19 protein-coding genes and 2 tRNA genes are annotated in these 17,951 nt (G+C 37.7%); 10 read left to right on the forward strand and 11 right to left on the reverse strand.

Annotated elements, in window-relative coordinates; genetic code table 11:
- Positions 1 to 25: 25 nt before the first annotated feature.
- Positions 26 to 1,039, reverse strand: coding sequence for a class II fructose-bisphosphatase (glpX, locus tag A9501_RS07755; protein ID WP_065265491.1), 1,014 nt, complete (start codon positions 1,037 to 1,039; stop codon positions 26 to 28).
- 150 nt (positions 1,040 to 1,189) lie between these two features.
- On the opposite strand from glpX, the gene A9501_RS07760 reads away from it, so the two are divergent.
- The 3 genes from A9501_RS07760 (at position 1,190) to dtd (ending at position 2,389) form a co-directional block, all read left to right on the forward strand.
- A complete protein-coding gene (locus A9501_RS07760) occupies positions 1,190 to 1,408 on the forward strand; it encodes a cell division protein ZapB (protein ID WP_046949384.1) in 219 nt (72 codons plus the stop codon).
- A 109-nt stretch (positions 1,409 to 1,517) separates the two neighbouring features.
- Positions 1,518 to 1,958, forward strand: coding sequence for an FMN-binding protein MioC (mioC, locus tag A9501_RS07765; RefSeq protein ID WP_048953319.1), 441 nt, complete (start codon positions 1,518 to 1,520; stop codon positions 1,956 to 1,958).
- The gene (dtd, locus tag A9501_RS07770) at positions 1,955 to 2,389 is read left to right on the forward strand and encodes a D-aminoacyl-tRNA deacylase (protein WP_065265492.1); all 435 of its coding nucleotides are present in this window, start codon (positions 1,955 to 1,957) and stop codon (positions 2,387 to 2,389) included. Before mioC ends, dtd begins: the two co-directional genes overlap by 4 nt.
- 57 nt (positions 2,390 to 2,446) lie before the next feature.
- Here dtd and purT read toward each other — a convergent pair whose 3' ends face one another.
- The 5 genes from purT to folD form a co-directional block, all read right to left on the reverse strand.
- A complete protein-coding gene (purT, locus tag A9501_RS07775) occupies positions 2,447 to 3,628 on the reverse strand; it encodes a formate-dependent phosphoribosylglycinamide formyltransferase (protein ID WP_065265493.1) in 1,182 nt (393 codons plus the stop codon).
- Between the two features lie 8 nt (positions 3,629 to 3,636).
- Positions 3,637 to 4,140: an S-ribosylhomocysteine lyase gene (gene luxS, locus A9501_RS07780; RefSeq protein ID WP_065265494.1), complete on the reverse strand. Its 504-nt coding sequence runs from the start codon at positions 4,138 to 4,140 to the stop codon at positions 3,637 to 3,639.
- Between the two features lie 340 nt (positions 4,141 to 4,480).
- Positions 4,481 to 4,954 carry a YqaA family protein gene (locus A9501_RS07785; RefSeq protein ID WP_065265495.1) on the reverse strand — a complete coding sequence of 158 codons (474 nt, stop codon included), beginning with the start codon at positions 4,952 to 4,954 and terminating at the stop codon, positions 4,481 to 4,483.
- A complete protein-coding gene (locus A9501_RS07790) occupies positions 4,954 to 5,556 on the reverse strand; it encodes a beta-phosphoglucomutase family hydrolase (RefSeq protein WP_065265496.1) in 603 nt (200 codons plus the stop codon). The genes A9501_RS07785 and A9501_RS07790 overlap by 1 nt, the downstream gene beginning before the upstream one ends.
- A gap of 298 nt (positions 5,557 to 5,854) precedes the next feature.
- The gene (gene folD / locus A9501_RS07795; RefSeq protein ID WP_065265497.1) at positions 5,855 to 6,709 is read right to left on the reverse strand and encodes a bifunctional methylenetetrahydrofolate dehydrogenase/methenyltetrahydrofolate cyclohydrolase FolD; all 855 of its coding nucleotides are present in this window, start codon (positions 6,707 to 6,709) and stop codon (positions 5,855 to 5,857) included.
- Positions 6,710 to 6,886: 177 nt separating this feature from the next.
- On the opposite strand from folD, the gene A9501_RS07800 reads away from it, so the two are divergent.
- The 6 genes from A9501_RS07800 (at position 6,887) to A9501_RS07825 (ending at position 12,022) form a co-directional block, all read left to right on the forward strand.
- Positions 6,887 to 6,963 (forward strand) — tRNA-Pro (locus A9501_RS07800).
- Positions 6,964 to 7,011: 48 nt separating this feature from the next.
- Positions 7,012 to 7,088, forward strand: a tRNA-Arg gene (locus tag A9501_RS07805).
- 110 nt (positions 7,089 to 7,198) lie between these two features.
- Positions 7,199 to 9,970 (forward strand): RNA polymerase-associated protein RapA, encoded by a 2,772-nt coding sequence (gene rapA, locus A9501_RS07810; protein WP_065265498.1) that lies wholly within the window; start codon positions 7,199 to 7,201, stop codon positions 9,968 to 9,970.
- A 2-nt stretch (positions 9,971 to 9,972) separates the two neighbouring features.
- The gene (rluA, locus tag A9501_RS07815) at positions 9,973 to 10,635 is read left to right on the forward strand and encodes a bifunctional tRNA pseudouridine(32) synthase/23S rRNA pseudouridine(746) synthase RluA (protein ID WP_065265499.1); all 663 of its coding nucleotides are present in this window, start codon (positions 9,973 to 9,975) and stop codon (positions 10,633 to 10,635) included.
- A 26-nt stretch (positions 10,636 to 10,661) separates the two neighbouring features.
- Positions 10,662 to 11,240, forward strand: a complete 579-nt coding sequence (locus tag A9501_RS07820) for a rhomboid family intramembrane serine protease (RefSeq protein WP_065265500.1) — start codon at positions 10,662 to 10,664, stop codon at positions 11,238 to 11,240.
- Between the two features lie 29 nt (positions 11,241 to 11,269).
- The gene (locus tag A9501_RS07825) at positions 11,270 to 12,022 is read left to right on the forward strand and encodes a DeoR/GlpR family transcriptional regulator (protein ID WP_065265501.1); all 753 of its coding nucleotides are present in this window, start codon (positions 11,270 to 11,272) and stop codon (positions 12,020 to 12,022) included.
- Positions 12,023 to 12,079: 57 nt separating this feature from the next.
- Here the strand turns inward: A9501_RS07825 and nusG are convergent, their stop codons facing one another.
- The 5 genes from nusG to tig form a co-directional block, all read right to left on the reverse strand.
- A complete protein-coding gene (nusG, locus tag A9501_RS07830; RefSeq protein ID WP_065265502.1) occupies positions 12,080 to 12,637 on the reverse strand; it encodes a transcription termination/antitermination protein NusG in 558 nt (185 codons plus the stop codon).
- A gap of 1 nt (position 12,638) precedes the next feature.
- Complete coding sequence (gene secE, locus A9501_RS07835) at positions 12,639 to 13,055, reverse strand: preprotein translocase subunit SecE (protein ID WP_065265503.1); 417 nt, start codon at positions 13,053 to 13,055, stop codon at positions 12,639 to 12,641.
- 139 nt (positions 13,056 to 13,194) lie between these two features.
- On the reverse strand, positions 13,195 to 14,436 hold the full coding sequence (gene clpX, locus A9501_RS07840) for an ATP-dependent protease ATP-binding subunit ClpX (RefSeq protein ID WP_065265504.1): 1,242 nt from the start codon (positions 14,434 to 14,436) through the stop codon (positions 13,195 to 13,197).
- A gap of 8 nt (positions 14,437 to 14,444) precedes the next feature.
- Entirely contained in the window at positions 14,445 to 15,056 is a 612-nt protein-coding gene (clpP, locus tag A9501_RS07845) for an ATP-dependent Clp endopeptidase proteolytic subunit ClpP (protein WP_257006495.1), read from the reverse strand.
- Positions 15,057 to 15,152: 96 nt separating this feature from the next.
- On the reverse strand, positions 15,153 to 16,451 hold the full coding sequence (gene tig, locus A9501_RS07850) for a trigger factor (protein ID WP_065265505.1): 1,299 nt from the start codon (positions 16,449 to 16,451) through the stop codon (positions 15,153 to 15,155).
- Positions 16,452 to 16,733: 282 nt separating this feature from the next.
- Here tig and A9501_RS07855 point away from each other — a divergent pair, with 282 nt between their 5' ends.
- On the forward strand, positions 16,734 to 17,879 hold the full coding sequence (locus A9501_RS07855; RefSeq protein ID WP_065265639.1) for a porin: 1,146 nt from the start codon (positions 16,734 to 16,736) through the stop codon (positions 17,877 to 17,879).
- The last annotated feature ends 72 nt before the right edge of the window (positions 17,880 to 17,951 follow it).

Raw genomic sequence — 17,951 nt, forward strand, 5'->3', positions numbered from 1 at the left:
ATTTCACCGCACTTGTTGTAGACAACTAAATATTCAAAATCTTATAAATTTCAGAATCTTTACGAGCTAAGTCATGAATTGATTGTATTTTTTGGATTGCACATGGTTGACCACAAATTAAGAGGGTTTCTGTAAAAGCTAAATTACCCTTTCTAGAGATACCTTTAAGCAAATCACCATGGGTGATACCCGTTGCGGTAAATACGAGGTTGTCATCACGCACGAGATCTTCAAGTTTTAACACTTCATTGATTTTTACGCCTAACGCTTCACAACGCTGAATTTCATCGGCAGCAATTTTTTTATTTTCTTCCGTATCACCTTTTACTTCGTTACGAGGAAGTAAACGAGCTTGCATATCGCCACCTAATGCACGAATTGCCGCTGCAGCTGCCACACCTTCTGGCGCACCACCGATTCCGTAAAGAAGATCGACTTCGGCATCAGGCAAACAGCACAATACGGAACCTGCCACATCACCATCAGGGATCGCCATCACTCTCACGCTCAAGTTATGCATTTGTTTAATTACCGCATCATGACGTGGTTTTGCTAATACCATTACGGTGAGATCTGAGAGTGATTTTCCTAGCTTAGATGCGACACGGCGAAGATTTTGTTCCAGTGGTAAAGTTAAATCAATCATGCCCTTAACATTTGGGCCTACCACCAATTTTTCCATATACATATCGGGTGCTTTTAAAAAGGTATTTCTGCCACCAGCAGCCAAGACAGAAATAGCATTAGACTGGCCCATTGCGGTCATACGCGTCCCATCAATAGGATCAACGGCGATAGAAACCAATTCTCCCATACCTGAACCGACTTTTTCGCCAATATAAAGCATTGGAGCTTCATCAATTTCCCCTTCACCAATAACAATTTCAGCATCCATATCGATTAAATTTAGCATATAACGCATGGCTTTTACTGCAGCATCATCAGCCGCATTTTTATCTCCCCGCCCAAACCATGTATGAGCTGCTAATGCGGCCATTTCTGTTACACGTGAAAATTCAATTGCTAGGGCAGCGTTCATTTTATTCTCCTTTGACTTTTAGCCATAAAAACGGTGTGATTTTATCATTACGTTATTGAACGAATAATAATTTTTTATACAAGGCTTTAAAAAGAGGTGTGAACTAGGTAAAATACGCCTAAATTTACCCATATTTAAAAGGAAATCATTATGTCTTTAGAAATTTTAGACCAGCTTGAAGAAAAAATTAAACAAGCTGTGGAAACCATCCAATTGCTTCAATTAGAAGTTGAAGAATTAAAAGAGAAAAATGCAGAATCTCAAAGAAATATCGAAAGTTTACAAACTGAAAATGAGCAACTGAAAAACGAACACCGCAACTGGCAAGAACATATTCGTTCATTGCTTGGCAAATTCGATAACGTTTAATCGTAACAAAAGGCTTAGAAAATCTAAGCCTTTTTATTTTAATCATTTCAAAAATATTCTTTTTGCTTTTCCCTCGAATGAGGGAAGAAAATAAATATAGGATAATCAAATGCACATTTGCATTCTCTCTGGCAGCACTTTAGGTGGCGCAGAATATGTTGCCGAACATTTAAACGATGTTTTAGAGACTCAAGGTTTTTCCACCGCTCTTTTTCATGGGCCAAGTTTATCCGACATCGAAAATGAAAAAATTTGGCTTGTTGTGACTTCAACTCATGGTGCAGGCGAGTTGCCAGATAATTTAAAACCTCTATTTGATGAATTAGCTAAAAATCAAAGCGATTTTTCAGATGTTCGCTTTGCGGTCGTTGGATTAGGTAATTCTGATTATGATACGTTTTGCTATGCTGCGGACAAAGTGGAGCAAACTCTCCAAGAAAAAAGTGCGGTAAAAATTTGCGAGACTTTAAAAATTGATGTTTTAAACGTGGATGATCAAGAAGGCTATGCTGAAGCATGGTTACCGAGCTTTATCGAGGGATTAAAATGATTGCTTTAATTCAGCGTGTGTCTCAAGCGAAAGTTGATGTAAACGGTGAAACAATAGGACAAATTGGCAAAGGTTTACTGGTTTTGCTTGGTGTAGAAAAAGAAGATAACCAAGAGAAAGCGGATAAACTTGCTGAAAAAGTACTTAATTATCGAATTTTCAGTGATGAAAATGACAAAATGAACTTAAATGTTCAACAAGCACAAGGTGAACTACTTATTGTTTCTCAATTTACATTAGCGGCGGATACACAAAAAGGTTTGCGTCCAAGTTTTTCAAAAGGTGCGCCCCCAGCATTAGCTAATGAATTATATGAATACTTTATCCAAAAGTGCGGTGAGAAATTACCTGTTTCAACAGGGCAATTTGCAGCAGATATGCAAGTGAGTTTAACAAACGATGGCCCAGTGACATTTTGGCTTAATATATAAAATCTTCTATAAGATCGACGCAAGCTGAAAGGCTTGCGTCAGTGAGTGCAAGAAATATTAGAGTGTAATTTCTAATTTTTGATAAGCTTGATTTACTTTTTCTAGTGCTTTTTCTACGGATACGCCTCGTGCTAATAACACGCCTAAACGTCGGTGGCCATTAACCTCACCTTTACCAAATAAACGAATATTCGTATGGGGTTCAGCAAGCACTTTATCAATCGCACCAAATTTTACATTCTTTGATTTCCCCTCTACAACAATAGCTTTAGATGCGGATGGACTAATTAAGGTAATCTCTGGAATAGGTAAACCTAAAATGGCTCTTGCGTGTAAGGCAAATTCCGAAAGCTCTTGAGAAATAAGCGTGACCATGCCTGTATCATGTGGGCGTGGTGAGACTTCGTTGAAAATGACATTATCTCCACACACAAACATTTCTACGCCAAAGATGCCTCGTCCACCTAGTGCACTTGTAATTTTCTCCGCAATCGATTGCGCTTTTTCCAATGCAATATCCGACATCACTTGTGGTTGCCATGATTCCCGATAATCACCTTCTTCTTGGCGATGGCCAATTGGTGCTAAGAAGCTTGTACCATTGATATGACGAACGGTTAAAAGCGTAATTTCATAATCGAATTTTACAAACCCTTCTACAATTATTCTTCCTGCACCAGCACGGCCACCTTCTTGTGCATAATCCCATGCTTTTTGAATATCGTCTTTAGATCTTAAAATACTTTGCCCATGACCAGAAGATGACATGATTGGTTTCACGACACAGGGAATGCCAATTTTTTCTACCGCATTTTGGAAATCAGTAAAATTATCTACAAATTGGTAAGGCGAGGTGGGTAACTTAAGTTCTTCTGAGGCCAGTCGGCGAATCCCCTCACGATTCATAGTAAGTTGTGTGGCTTTGGCGGTAGGTACCACGTTAAAACCCTCTTGCTCTAATTCCACCAGTGTTGCTGTTGCAATTGCTTCTACTTCTGGCACGATGTAGTCAGGTTGTTCTTGTTTTACAAGTGTTTTTAATGCCTCACCATCTAACATTGAGAGTGTATAGGCACGGTGTGCAACTTGTTGTGCTGGGGCATTTTCATAGCGATCCACTGCAATTACTTCTACGCCTAATCGTTGTAGTTCAATTACTACTTCTTTACCAAGTTCCCCCGATCCCAATAGCATCACTTTTGTTGCATTAGGTGTTAATGCGGTACCAAGCGTTGTCATTATTTCTCCTATTTTAATAATGCGTTATCTAATGTTAAATCTTCGTTTTTATTAATACCAACACGACGAGCAATCACATTTTTTGCGATTTCATGTGCTTCTTCTAAAGAGTGCTCTGTATATGTGCCACATTGATAAATGTTTAATTCTGGAATTTTGGTTTGATCTTGTACATTTAAAATATCGTGCATTGATGCTAACCAAGCGTTAGCGACTTGTTGTTCGTCTGGTGTGCCGATGAGAGACATATAAAAACCGGTTCGACATCCCATAGGTGAAATATCAATAATTTCAACATCTTCGTTATTTAAGTGATCACGCATAAAACCTGCAAATAAGTGTTCTAGAGTGTGGATTCCTTTTGGAGGGAGGATTTCTTTATTGGGAATGCAGAAACGTAAGTCAAAAATAGTAATATCATCACCTTTAGGTGTACGCATTGTTTTAGCCACACGCACGGCAGGGGCATTCATTTTAGTGTGGTCTACTTTAAAACTATCAAGTAATGGCATAAATTTTCCTTATAAATCAGTTGATTAAGAATTATTTGAATGAATGTTCATTTTTTTACAATTTTTTTATGAACTTTATAGCAAGGTCTTTGTCCTATAAGACGAGCAACTTGCAGTTGTTTTAATAAAATTGGTTCCTTAGGTTATTTGCCCCGTATTCTTGCGGGGCTTTTTTCTTTGTATTTTTTGTTAGATTTTATTTTTTGGAATTTTTTTAATTTATGTGAACTTTTTCCAGATGGGCTTGTCTGATAGAACAAGCAACTTGCAGTTGTTTTAATAAAATTGGTTCCTTAGGTTATTTGCCCCGTATTCTTGCGGGGCTTTTCTTTTGTCCATTTTATAATAAGAAAGGTACACTGAGAAACAATAACGCGACATAACGTACCAGTTTTCCAAGAAAAATAAAAAAACAGCTCGCGATAAAGTTCAATCTAAGCCAGCCCGCTAGGGCGCAAAATAAATCGCCTACTATAGGTAGCCAACTTAATAGTAAGGTGAGTGAACCATAACGTTGAAGTTGCTTCATAACCCATAAAGTGCGGTGATTTTTTGGCCTAAATTGAGGAAGCCAGCGCCCTATTCCATAAGTAGTTAAGCTACCTAGCCCATTACCTAGTGTTGCCATAAAAAGAAGTAAAAAAATATCCGTACTTAGCCAAGTTCCTAACGCTAATTTGGGGATAGCTAATACAATAAATATTATCTCTGAATTACCTGGTAATACCGTCGCACTTAGAAATGCACTCGCAAACATTAACCATAAGGCATGAGTTTGCCAAAAATCGGAAAGTAATCCTAATAACCATTCCATCATTTTGTGGTTATAATTTTTTGAGTACGAATATCAAAAACATCCATTCCGGCACTTAAACCTGCTTTTATGCCCAAGTCTGCATCTTCAAAAACAATACAGTTTGTAGGATTAATCTTGATCAGTTCTGCACAACGTAAAAAAGTTTCTGGATGAGGTTTATGCGCTTTTACATCGTCTGCGCTGACAATAGAATTAAAATAAGAGGCAATATCAAGTTTATCTATCAACATATCAATAATTTTTCGATGAGAGCCCGAGCCTAATGCAATCGGTTTTTTCTGATAGAAATGTTTTACAATATCAAATGTGGGAAGCAAGGTGGATTGTGATGGAATGAGCTGATAAGATAAAGCACGTTTTGCTGTAATAACTTCATCAAGACGTTCAAGTGGCATATTAGCCGATTTCATCATTTCCTCTGCAATGGTTCTTACGGTTGCCCCACCTAGGTTATACATGATTTGACTGTCAAATTCGTAGCCAAATTGTTTTCCCACCATTCCCCATGCTTTTGCGTGAACAGGCATAGTATCAATGAGGGTTCCATCCATATCAAAAATTAATCCCTCATATCGATCGAACATTGCATAATTAAACATTTTTACATCCTTACTTATTTTTAAATTTTTATCATTTTGCTATAAAATTGAGATCTCTGCATTGTTTTATTTTCATAAAAAGCGGTAAATTAAAGCACAAATTTTGAACAAATAGAATTCAAATGAGATTGCTTAAGCAATTAGAATGTTGGAAAGTTCCTAGGCGAATTAATTAATCGATTATTGAATATTCATACGCTTGTTTTAGATTGCAATGGAACAATATTGTCCCTGACTGATAAGAAATGATTTCATTCACATTGGTGAGCAAGGTTAAAGTTAACCTTGCTTTTGAATTTTATTGCGTTAATGTTTTTTTATAGGCATAAAGTGTATTGCTCATTAACATTGCAACGGTCATTGGCCCAACTCCACCTGGAACAGGGGTAATATATGCCGCTTTTTCGGCCGCTTTGTCAAACTCTACATCGCCTACTAATTTTCCATCTACACGATTAATTCCGACATCAATGACGACCGCACTTTCTTTGATCCAATCGCCAGGAATTAAATTCGGCTTACCCACTGCAACGACAAGTATATCAGCTTGGCGAACATGACTTTCCAAATCTTTGGTGAATCGATGAGTCACAGTGACGGTTGCACCTGCTAATAATAATTCTAAAGACATTGGGCGGCCGACAATATTGGATGCACCTACAATTACCGCGTGTTTGCCATGTAAATCAATGCCTGTTGTTTCTAATAGTTTCATTACACCATAAGGTGTGCAGGCTCGTAATGTTGGAATTCGTTGACACAATCTTCCTACATTATAAGGATGGAAGCCATCCACGTCTTTTTTCGGATCAATATGTTCAATAATAGCTTCGGCATTGATTTGTTGAGGTAAGGGGAGTTGCACTAAGATACCATCAATTGTTTTGTCGTTATTGAGTTTATCGATGAGGGCTAATAATTCGGCTTGTGTAGTTGTTTCTGGTAAATCATAGGATTGGGAAAGTATGCCGATTTCTTCACAACTTTTACGTTTACTTCCTACATAAATTTGTGATGCAGGATCTGCCCCAACGAGAATGACTGCAAGCCCTGGTGCACGTTTACCTTGAGCAATATAACGTTCAATCTCAGAGGCAACATCAGATTTGATTTTTTTTGAAAGAGTAGTACCAGAGATGATTTGTGCAGTCATTTAGTTGTCCTTTTATATGAAAAGAGAGAAAACGTTTGCTATTCTAACGGACAATGAATTTTTTACAACGGGAAATAGTGACATTTCCTAAATTGAAATAATTTTGAGCAATTAGCTTAAAAAATAAAAAAAGTCATTGACTGGTATCAAAACAAATCTATAATTGGTTCAGCTTATCGGCGAGTAGCGCAGCTTGGTAGCGCAACTGGTTTGGGACCAGTGGGTCGTAGGTTCAAATCCTATCTCGCCGACCACTTCTTTTATATTGTCTTGAAATTCTGTACAAAAGAAATCCTTTGAATGCGCCCTTAGCTCAGCTGGATAGAGCAACGCCCTTCTAAGGCGTGGGTCAAAGGTTCGAATCCTTTAGGGCGTGCCATTTATTTCTTCAATCTATTTTTTATTCTCTTTTATTAATTTCCTTTGCTATTTAAGCAAGCTACAATACGCCCCCAAATTTTATCAATATAAATCAGAAAGAGAATTATTATGCCCTTTGCTATTGGTCAGCGCTGGTTGAGTGAAAGTGAAAACGCTTTAGGATTAGGTATCATTACCGCATTAGATCAAAGAACTGTCACGATTTATTTCCCCGCTGCGGATGAAACGCGTATATATGCTGCTGCACAAGCGCCTTTAAGCCGAATTGTATTTAGTAAAGGTGAAACGTTATCCCATCAAGCTGGCTGGAAAGGTGAGATTTTAGACGTTCAAAATATGAACGGTTTGCTCTTTTATTTAGTTAAAAATCCACAAGGTGAAGATGTCATTGTGCAAGAACGTGATATTTCACCGATTATTTCTTTTAGCCAAGCGAAAGATCGTTTGTTTTCAGCGCAAATTGATCGCAGCAGTCATTTTGCATTGCGTTATCGCACGCTTTGTCATCAGCAAGCACAATTTAAATCGCCATTGCGTGGTTTACGCGGAACGCGTGCGGGTTTAATTCCTCATCAGCTTCATATTGCAGCTGAAGTCGGTAATCGAGTTAATCCTCGTGTGTTATTGGCGGATGAAGTTGGCTTAGGGAAAACCATTGAAGCAGGAATGATTTTGCAGAATCAACTTTTTGCTGAGAAAGTACAACGTGTTCTTATTATCGTACCAGAAACTTTGCAACATCAATGGCTGGTGGAAATGCTTCGTCGCTTTAATTTGCATTTTTCACTTTTTGATGAAGAACGTTGCAACGATTTTGATATTGATGCCGTTAATCCGTTTACAACTGAAAGCTTAATTATTTGTTCGCTGAATTGGTTAGAAACTCATCCAAACCGAGTAGAGCAGGCGCTCAATGCTCAATTTGATTGCTTAATTGTGGATGAGGCGCATCATCTCGTTTGGTCCGAAATCTCGCCAAGTGCTGCTTATTTATTAGTTGAACAGCTTGCTCGTATCATTCCCTCTGTCTTGTTACTTACTGCAACTCCAGAACAACTTGGGCAAGAAAGTCATTTTGCTCGTTTGCGCTTACTGGATCCAGAACGTTTCTTTGATTATCAAACCTTTGTGAAAGAGCAGGAACGCTATCAACCTGTGGTTAATGCTGTTGAATCTTTACTGGCAAATAAGACATTAAGTGCGGTAGAAAAAAATCATATTTCTGATTTGTTGCTTGAACAAGATGTCGAGCCACTTTTTAAAGCGATTGCATCAAATAATGATCAAGAACAACAGCGTGCCCGTCAGAAACTGATTCAAGCTTTAATTGATCGTCACGGCACGGGGCGAATGTTATTCCGCAATACACGTCAAGGCGTGAAAGGTTTTCCGCACCGTGTTTACCACCAAATTACACTCTCTGAAGAGAATGATAAAATTGATTGGCTGATTGATTTCCTCAAACTACATCGCGATGAAAAAATTTTTGTGATTTGCCAGACAGCGGCAACGGCGATTCAGTTAGAACAAATTTTACGTGAACGTGAGGCGATTCGTGCCGCAGTGTTCCACGAAAAAATGTCGATTGTTGAACGGGATAGAGCCGCCGCTTATTTTGCAGATTTAGAAAACGGTGCACAGGTTTTACTGAGCTCGAGTATTGGCTCGGAAGGGCGTAACTTCCAATTCGCAGCAAATTTAGTGTTATTTGATTTACCGATCAATCCAGATTTATTGGAACAATGTATTGGCCGATTAGATCGTATTGGACAAAAACGTGATGTGCAAATTTATGTGCCTTGTGCGAAAGATTCGCCTCAAAGTCGTTTAGCGCGTTGGTACAATGAGGGGCTGAATGCTTTTGAACAAACTTGTCCAATGGGAATGGCATTATTTTCTCAGTTTGCCGATGAGTTGGAAAATGTGCGGTCAAATTTTACCGGACTTTCAGAGAATGAATTTTCTGAATTATTAAAACAAACTAAAACCGCGCGGGAAAAACTCAAGATTGACTTAGAAAAAGGTCGGGATCGTTTATTAGAGATAAATTCTCATGGCGGTGAGCAAGCACAAGCGTTAGCGGATCAAATTGCTGATGAAGATAATTCGCCTGAGCTTGTGAATTTTACTTTAAAATTATTTGATATTATTGGCGTAGAGCAAGAAGATCTTGGCGCAAATAGTATTGTGATTAGCCCAACTGGGACAATGCTTGTGCCTGATTTTCCGGGTTTAAAAGAAGAAGGTGTGACTGTTACCTTTGATCGTGAACTTGCCCTTGCTCGCGAAGAAATGGAATTCTTGACTTGGGATCATCCTATGATTCGTCAAGGTATTGATCTTGTTGCTTCGGGGGATATTGGCAAAGCCGCAATGGCATTGCTTGTAAATAAACAACTGCCAGCTGGAACCTTATTAATTGAATTAATTTACGTGGTGGAAAGCCAATCGCTAAAAGGATTACAGCTTAATCGTTTCTTGCCGCCAACGCCTATTCGCTTGCTGCTTGATAACAAAGGAAATAACATTGGTGAGCAGGTTGCCTTTGAAACATTGCATAGCAAATTGAAACCACTTGGTAAAAATATTGCTAATCAAATGGTGAAAATGGCTCGGAACAATATTGAATCCTTGATCACGAGAGGTGAGCAATTCGTAAAATCCTTGGCTGAACCGATTATTTCTGAGGCTAAAAATCAAGCAGCTCAACAATTAAGCGCAGAAATTAACCGTTTACAGGCTTTGCGAGCAGTGAATAAAAATATTCGCCAGAGCGAAATTGATATTTTAGAACAACAACGAACACAATCACTTGACGAGCTTTCTAAAGCAAATTGGCGTTTGGATTGCTTGCGTGTCATTGTGACGAACAAGGAATAAAAATGGCATTGATTGAATACAATCCGCCTCTTGACCACCCTTATTTGGATATTATTTATCAAGATAATCATTTGTGTGTGGTGAACAAACCGAGCGGTTTGCTTTCCGTGCCTGGCAATCAACCACAATATTATGATAGCGCAATGAGTCGAGTGAAAGAAAAATTCGGCTTTTGTGAGCCTGCTCATCGTTTGGATATGGCAACGAGCGGCATTATTGTGTTTGCTTTAAGTAAGGCAGCGGATCGTGAATTAAAACGTCAATTTCGCGAACGTGAACCGAAAAAACATTATCAAGCGATTGTTTGGGGGCATTTGGAGAAAGATTATGGCGAGGTAAATTTGCCGATGATTTGTGATTGGGAAAATCGACCTCGCCAACGTTTGGATTTCGTTTTAGGAAAAAGAGCGGTCACAAAATTCGAAGTTTTAGCACGTTTGTCAAATAACAGTACTCGCGTGAAATTGACGCCTGTGACAGGCAGATCTCATCAATTACGCTTGCACATGTTAGCATTGGGGCATCCAATTCTAGGTGATAAATTTTACTCTCATCCTCAGGCTAAAGCTATGTCGCCAAGATTATGTTTGCACGCAGAAGAATTGACGATTACACATCCTATTACAGAGGAAATAATAACCTTTAATGCGAAGTCTGATTTTTAAATTTGCGCAGAAGCACGAGATCACGAATGAAAAACTTTTTAGCCCAACAAGGAAAAATCACCTTAATTCTTACCGCACTTTGCGCACTTATCTATATTGCTCAGCAGCTGGGTTTTGAAGATGATATTATGTATTTGATGCATTACCCAGCTTACGAAGAGCAAGATAGCGAAGCATGGCGTTATATCTCACATACATTGGTACATTTATCTAATTTGCATATTTTGTTTAATTTGTCTTGGTTTTTTATTTTCGGTGGAATGATTGAGCGAACTTTTGGTTCGGTCAAATTATTGATGTTGTATGTTGTAGCCTCCGTCATAACAGGGTATGTGCAAAATTATGTGTCTGGCCCTGCTTTCTTTGGGCTTTCCGGTGTTGTATATGCGGTTCTAGGTTATGTATTTATACGTGATAAATTGAATCATCATTTATTTGATCTGCCAGAAGGTTTTTTCACCATGTTATTGGTGGGGATCGCATTAGGTTTTATTAGCCCCTTATTTGGTGTTGAAATGGGAAATGCAGCGCATATATCAGGCTTGGTTGTCGGCTTGATTTGGGGATTTATCGATAGCCAATTACGTAAAAATTCGCTACATTAGGTGTGTTCAATTTGGATAAAGGATTCTCTATGAAGCAGTCGTTACGGCATCAACAAATTATTAAACTGGTGGAACAATCCGGCTATTTAAGCACGGAAGAACTGGTTGCAGCCTTAGATGTTAGCCCTCAAACGATTCGCCGTGATTTGAATATTTTGGCAGAGTTAGATTTAATTCGTCGTCATCACGGTGGTGCAGCATCGCCATCTTCTGCAGAAAATTCTGATTACGTGGATCGTAAGCAATTCTTTTCATCACAAAAAAATAATATTGCGCAGGAAGTCGCGAAGGTGATTCCTAACGGTGCATCTTTGTTTATTGATATTGGTACCACGCCTGAGGCTGTCGCCAATGCATTGCTTGGTCACGAAAAACTCAGAATTGTGACGAACAATCTGAATGCCGCGCATCTTTTACGCCAAAATGAAAGTTTTGATATTGTCATGGCGGGCGGATCGTTACGAATGGATGGTGGAATTATCGGCGAAGCTACAGTGAATTTTATTTCTCAATTTCGCCTAGATTTCGGGATTTTAGGGATTAGTGCTATTGATGCAGATGGTTCACTATTGGATTATGATTACCATGAAGTACAAGTAAAGAGAGCGATTATTGAAAGTTCACGTCAGACCTTATTAGTGACCGATCACTCTAAATTTACGCGCCAAGCGATTGTTCGATTGGGCGAATTAAGTGATGTAGAATATTTGTTTACGGATAAGGTCCCTAATAGTATTACCGATTATTTATACGATAAAAAAACAAAATTAGTTTTATGTTAGTTTTTATCAGATATGAAGAAAAACCCCGCTTAATTAGCAGGGTTTTTTTATATGTAATTAATGTATTTTTTCTACTTGACTAAATTCAAGTTCAACAGGTGTTGCGCGACCAAAGATAGATACTGAGACTTTTAAGCGACCTTTTTCATAATCTACTTCTTCTACTGTTCCGTTAAAGTCTGCGAATGGACCTTCAGTAACTCGAACCTCTTCACCAGGGTGATACTCATTACGATGACGTGGTTTATCTGAACTTTGTTCTAATCGATTTAGAATAGCATCTGCTTCACGTTTAGAAATTGGCGCAGGTTTATCAGGTGTACCGCCAATGAATCCCATAACACGCGGAACACTTTTTACTAAGTGCCATGTTTCATCATTCATTTCCATTTCCACAAGCACATAGCCAGGGAAAAACTTACGTTCGCTTTTACGACGTTTACCAGCAACATTCTCAACGACTTCTTCAGTTGGAACTAACACTTCACCAAATTGGTCTTCCATTTGTTGCTGTTTAATGTATTCACGCAAAGTTAAAGCCACTCGGCTTTCAAAACCAGAAAACGCCTGTAATACATACCAACGTTTTTTTGATACAGTTGTTTCTTCAGTCATTTTAGAATCTCAAATCAGTTAAGAAATTAATTACTGTGACAATAATCGAATCTGTCGCCCAGAAAAATAAGGATGCAATGATTGTTACCCCAATTACGATTAATGTAGTTTGACGCGCTTCTTGGCGACTTGGCCATACCACTTTTTGCGCTTCTATTTTTGAATCTTTAAAGAATGTACGAGCTTTTGTACCTTGATTAGTAATTGCAGCAAATGCAAAAGCAATCACTAACGCAATGACGACACCCACTACACGAATAGGTAATGAATATACTTTTTGGAAATAAATATTACCAATTGCAGCCGCCACAAAAAAGACTGCGACTAAAATCCAAAGAAGGGTATTTAATCCTTTAGATTTACCTTCTACCACCGTATCTGGTACATTTTTCTTTTTATCAACAATTTCAGTTGCCATAAATTGAATCCGTTATTTACTTAGGAAAATAAGAATAAAGTTATAAGAACGTACGATTGTAGCATTTTCTTTTCGCCTTGCCTATTGAAAATCATCAAGCAAAATAGAAAACATAAGGAAAAACAACCGCACTTTTCTATTAAGAATGATATTCTAATTTTGGAGCAGTATTATCTACAATGGTACTTTTATCCACGACTACTTTACGTAAATTTTCGATAGATGGTAAATCATACATCGTATCAAGCAATACAGCCTCGACAATAGAACGTAAACCACGTGCGCCTGTTTTTCTTTCAAGCGCTTTCTTCGCCATTGCTTTTAAAGCTTCTGGAGTGAATTCTAACTCCACATTTTCAAGTCCAAATAAAGCTTGATATTGTTTAGTTAAGGCATTTTTAGGCTGTGTAAGAATTTGCACAAGGGCCTCTTCATCTAATTCGCTTAGTGGAGAAATCATGGGTAAACGCCCAATAAATTCCGGAATTAAACCGAACTTCATTAAATCATCTGGTTCTACTTGACGGAATAATTCAGAAAGAGACTTTTCTTCTTCATCCTTTTCTACTTTCGCACTAAAACCGATACTCGTACTTGTTTGTGTACGTTTACTGATAATTTTATCCAATCCCGCAAATGCGCCGCCGCAGATAAAGAGAATTTTTGACGTATCCAATTTCACCATTTCTTGCTGTGGATGTTTACGACCACCTTGAGGAGGAATAGACGCCACAGTACCTTCAATGAGTTTTAACAATGCTTGTTGTACACCTTCGCCAGATACATCTCGAGTAATTGATGCGCCTTCCGATTTACGGCTAATTTTATCAATTTCATCAATATAGATAATGCCTTGCTCAGCTTTTTCAGTATTATACTCACAATTTTGTAAAAGCTTTTGTAGGACATTTTCTACATCTTCACCGACGTAGCCAGCTTCTGTTAATGTCGTTGCGTCAGCCATCGCAAACGGCACATTTAAGCGACGAGCTAATGTTTGAGCAAGCAATGTTTTACCACTACCCGTTGGTCCAATAAGCAAGATATTACTTTTGCCAAGCTCAACATCGTTATTTTCATGATTAGTTCGTAAGCGTTTATAATGATTGTAAACTGCGACAGAAAGCACTTTTTTCGCATAATCCTGGCCAATAACATAATCATCTAGATGAGCACGAATTTCGTGAGGAGTAGGTAATTTCTCCTCATTTTCTGCCGCACTTTCGTCTACACTTTCATCATTACTTTCTTCAAGCATTGAATGACAAAGTTCAATACACTCATTACAAATATAGCCGTCTGTACCAGCAATTAATTTATCTACTTCGCTTTTTTCTTTTCCGCAAAAAGAGCAATGTAAATCTTTATCTTTGTCTGACATGTGTTTCCTTAACGTTTAATTAAAACTTCATCAACTAAACCATATGCTTTTGCTTCTTCAGCTGACATAAAGTTATCGCGATCTGTATCTTTCTCAATTCGTTCGATACTTTGCCCAGTATGGAATGCTAGACGATCGTTTAAGGTGTGTTTAATTTTCAAAATTTCTTGTGCATGAATTTGAATATCCGATGCTTGGCCTCGGAAACCACCCAAAGGTTGGTGAATCATCACGCGCGCATTTGGTAACGCTGCTCGTTTTCCCGCGGTTCCGCCAGCAAGTAAGAATGCGCCCATTGAGCATGCCTGACCGATACAAAGTGTACGAATATCTGGCTTAATAAATTGCATTGTGTCGTAGATAGCCATACCTGCGGTCACAGAACCACCGGGAGAGTTGATATAGATATTGATATCTTTAGTTGGATCTTCAGACTCTAAAAAAAGCAGCTGAGCCACAATGAGATTTGCCATACGATCTTCCACTTCACCACTAAGGAAGATCACACGCTCTTTTAATAAACGGGAATAAATGTCGTATGAACGCTCGCCACGCGAAGTCTGTTCAACAACCATAGGAATTACACTCATTTTCTTACCTTTTTCACTAAAATTTCTAATTATTTTACTCTAAATAACCTACAAATAAAAATGCGGTCGCTTTTGTTAAAAAGAGCGACCGCACTTTTATTCAATCATAACGATATTAATTAATCATTATGCTTGTGGATTCATAATTTCATCAAACGAAGAAGCTTTTTCAGTAACTTGTGCTTTAGCAAGTACTGCATCCACTGCTTGTTCTTCTAATACTACATTACGAATATTGTTCATTAATTCTTCGTTTTTACTATAGTATTCTACAACCTCAGCTGGTTGCTCGTAAGCTGATGCAATATCTGCAATCATTGCTTTAGCACGTTCTTCATCAGCTTTTAATTCATTAGATTTAATCACTTCAGAGAATAATAAACCTACTTGAACACGACGAGTTGCCTCCGTTTCAAATAATTCACGTGGTAACTGTGCAGCTTGTTGTGCATTACCGCCAAAACGTTGAGCCGCTTGATTGCGTAATACATTAATTTCTTCTTCTACTGCAGAAGCTGGAACTTCAATTGAATTTTGTTCAATTAACCCATTGATTACTTGTTGTTTAACACGTGAAACTAATGCATTTTTCAATTCACGTTCCATATTCTTACGAATTTCTACACGTAAATCTGCAACAGATTTAGTATTCGGACCGAACTTAGCTACAAACTCATCTGTTAACTCAGGTAACACCATGTTTTCTACTTTTTTCAAGGTGATTGCAAATTTTGCCGCTTTACCTTTTAAGTTTTCTGCATGGTATTCAGCAGGGAAAGTTACATTAATATCAAATTGCTCACCTGCTTTATGGCCTACGATACCATCTTCAAAACCAGGAATCATACGACCTTGTCCCATAAATAATACGAAGTCAGATGCTTTACCACCTTCAAACTCTTCGCCATCTACAGAACCAACAAAATCAATAGTTACGCGATCATCTGCTTTTGCTGCAGAGTTGGTTTCTGCCCAAGTTGCTTGTTGTTTACGTAACACATCAACCATTTTGTCAATATCAGCTTCTGTGATTTCAACAGTTGGTTTTTCAACTTTAATATTCTCTAAACCTTGTAACTTAACTTCTGGATAAACTTCAAAAGTTGCGGTGAAAACTAGATCTTTACCTTCTTCAAAAGTTTCAATACCAAAAGTTGGACGACCTGCAATATTGATCTTTTCTGCAATCACGGCATCAAAAAAATGACGTGGTAATAAATCGTTTAATACATCTTGACGGATTGATGCACCGAAACGTTGTTCGATAATATGACTAGGAACATGGCCTTTACGGAAACCATCTACGCGCACATTTTTTGATACGCGTTTAAATTCTTCACGAACTGCTTTAGATAGAGTTTCAGCTGGAACGGTGATCGCTACACGGCGTTCTAAACCTTGAGTTGTTTCAATATTTAATGACATTTGTTACCTCAATTAATTTGCACTCGGTAAAAATCCACACCGAACACGTTTGTTAAATAAAATAGGACGCTCAATTATAACGAAAGAAATCTAAGCAGTCGATATGAGACAGATGAAAAGTTGTATTTTAATGGCTTTTTTATATATATGTTTTACGTGATAATTTGATCGTGAATTTACAAATTTGCTTGATTATTTCTAATGTGGTGAGTAAACTTGAAAAAGTTCAATATATTTTAAATATATTTATTTCTTAACGTTTAATAAAAAGGAAAGCAAATGATGAAAAAAACATTTCTCGCTTTAACAGTAGCGGCATTGGCTTCAAGTTCTGCACAAGCTTACAAATTCCAAATTCAAGAAACTGGTACTGATATTGATTTCAATGGCTCTTTACGTGTGAAATGGGAAAGTACCTCTAATACCACAGATACTTATGGTAGTACACCTAGTCAGAAAAAAGATCATATTAATCATGCTGTTTCTAATAATGGTTCACGTTTTGGTTTCAAAGTGAAACAAAAATTAACTGATGATTTCTATGCTTTAGGTCGTGTTGAGTGGCGTTTACGTGGAGAAGCTGATTCTCAACATGATTTTGATCATCTGTATACGCGTATCCTTTATGCAGGTTTTGGTTATAAGCATACGGAGAAACAATTTAGTGAATTAACTTATGGTAATATGCCAACTATCACTGATGAAGTAAAACGTACAGATTTAGCTAATACTTATAGCTTATCTGATGGTTTATTAGATAGCGCTGCTCGTCGTGCAACTCAATATACTTATACTTCAGAATATGAAAATGGTGATAAAGTAAGAGCAGGTATTTACTACGGTGGTGCTAGCAAACGTGGTGATACTAATCTAGATTTAAAAAATCCTCGTAAAAATGTTTGGGGTGTAGGTTCTATTTACGAGCACAAAATTAATGATATTCAAAGTGTAAGTTTTGGTGCAGGCTTTACGCGTGAAATTTCTGCGAATACAAACGCTAATAATTCATTTGCAACAAATGCTTATTCTTTAGGTGCATCTTACACATTTGTAAATACAACTTATGGTATTGATCTTGAACGTCAAGTTACTAACCATAAAGGTGGTTATGATAACAAAAATACCAAGAATGAAATTCGTACAATTGTTCTTCAAAAATTCAATAACCCATGGACCTATAATAATGATTTAAATGTATATGCGATGTATGCATATAAAACAGATAAGGATCATACTGGTTCTCGTACAGAAAAAACTAAAAATCAATTTATGGTGGGAACAGAGTACTACGTATATAAACAAGGTTCTATTAAGGTTAAACCATTTGTTGAATGGCAAGCAACACGAACCAAAACTCAAGAAAATGGTGTAGAAACTAGCAAAGCACATGATTACAAAACTGTTGTAGGTTTACGTGCTTATTGGTAATCTAGGACTGTAATTGCGTGTGAGCGGGATATTGTAAAATATCCCGCTTTTATTTTATTGAATATTGACGAG

Origin of the sequence: Haemophilus sp. CCUG 66565, assembly GCF_001679495.1 — a bacterium.
Lineage (GTDB): Bacteria > Pseudomonadota > Gammaproteobacteria > Enterobacterales > Pasteurellaceae > Haemophilus > Haemophilus haemolyticus_K.

Excerpts from the sequence above, each read along its gene's own strand:
- glpX (WP_065265491.1), bottom strand. The coding sequence starts at position 1,039 with ATGAACGCTGCCCTAGCAATTGAATTTTCACGTGTAACAGAAATGGCC.
- A9501_RS07760 (WP_046949384.1), top strand. The coding sequence starts at position 1,190 with ATGTCTTTAGAAATTTTAGACCAGCTTGAAGAAAAAATTAAACAAGCT.
- mioC (WP_048953319.1), top strand. The coding sequence starts at position 1,518 with ATGCACATTTGCATTCTCTCTGGCAGCACTTTAGGTGGCGCAGAATAT.
- dtd (WP_065265492.1), top strand. The coding sequence starts at position 1,955 with ATGATTGCTTTAATTCAGCGTGTGTCTCAAGCGAAAGTTGATGTAAAC.
- purT (WP_065265493.1), bottom strand. The coding sequence starts at position 3,628 with ATGACAACGCTTGGTACCGCATTAACACCTAATGCAACAAAAGTGATG.
- luxS (WP_065265494.1), bottom strand. The coding sequence starts at position 4,140 with ATGCCATTACTTGATAGTTTTAAAGTAGACCACACTAAAATGAATGCC.
- A9501_RS07785 (WP_065265495.1), bottom strand. The coding sequence starts at position 4,954 with ATGGAATGGTTATTAGGATTACTTTCCGATTTTTGGCAAACTCATGCC.
- A9501_RS07790 (WP_065265496.1), bottom strand. The coding sequence starts at position 5,556 with ATGTTTAATTATGCAATGTTCGATCGATATGAGGGATTAATTTTTGAT.
- folD (WP_065265497.1), bottom strand. The coding sequence starts at position 6,709 with ATGACTGCACAAATCATCTCTGGTACTACTCTTTCAAAAAAAATCAAA.
- rapA (WP_065265498.1), top strand. The coding sequence starts at position 7,199 with ATGCCCTTTGCTATTGGTCAGCGCTGGTTGAGTGAAAGTGAAAACGCT.
- rluA (WP_065265499.1), top strand. The coding sequence starts at position 9,973 with ATGGCATTGATTGAATACAATCCGCCTCTTGACCACCCTTATTTGGAT.
- A9501_RS07820 (WP_065265500.1), top strand. The coding sequence starts at position 10,662 with ATGAAAAACTTTTTAGCCCAACAAGGAAAAATCACCTTAATTCTTACC.
- A9501_RS07825 (WP_065265501.1), top strand. The coding sequence starts at position 11,270 with ATGAAGCAGTCGTTACGGCATCAACAAATTATTAAACTGGTGGAACAA.
- nusG (WP_065265502.1), bottom strand. The coding sequence starts at position 12,637 with ATGACTGAAGAAACAACTGTATCAAAAAAACGTTGGTATGTATTACAG.
- secE (WP_065265503.1), bottom strand. The coding sequence starts at position 13,055 with ATGGCAACTGAAATTGTTGATAAAAAGAAAAATGTACCAGATACGGTG.
- clpX (WP_065265504.1), bottom strand. The coding sequence starts at position 14,436 with ATGTCAGACAAAGATAAAGATTTACATTGCTCTTTTTGCGGAAAAGAA.
- tig (WP_065265505.1), bottom strand. The coding sequence starts at position 16,451 with ATGTCATTAAATATTGAAACAACTCAAGGTTTAGAACGCCGTGTAGCG.
- A9501_RS07855 (WP_065265639.1), top strand. The coding sequence starts at position 16,734 with ATGAAAAAAACATTTCTCGCTTTAACAGTAGCGGCATTGGCTTCAAGT.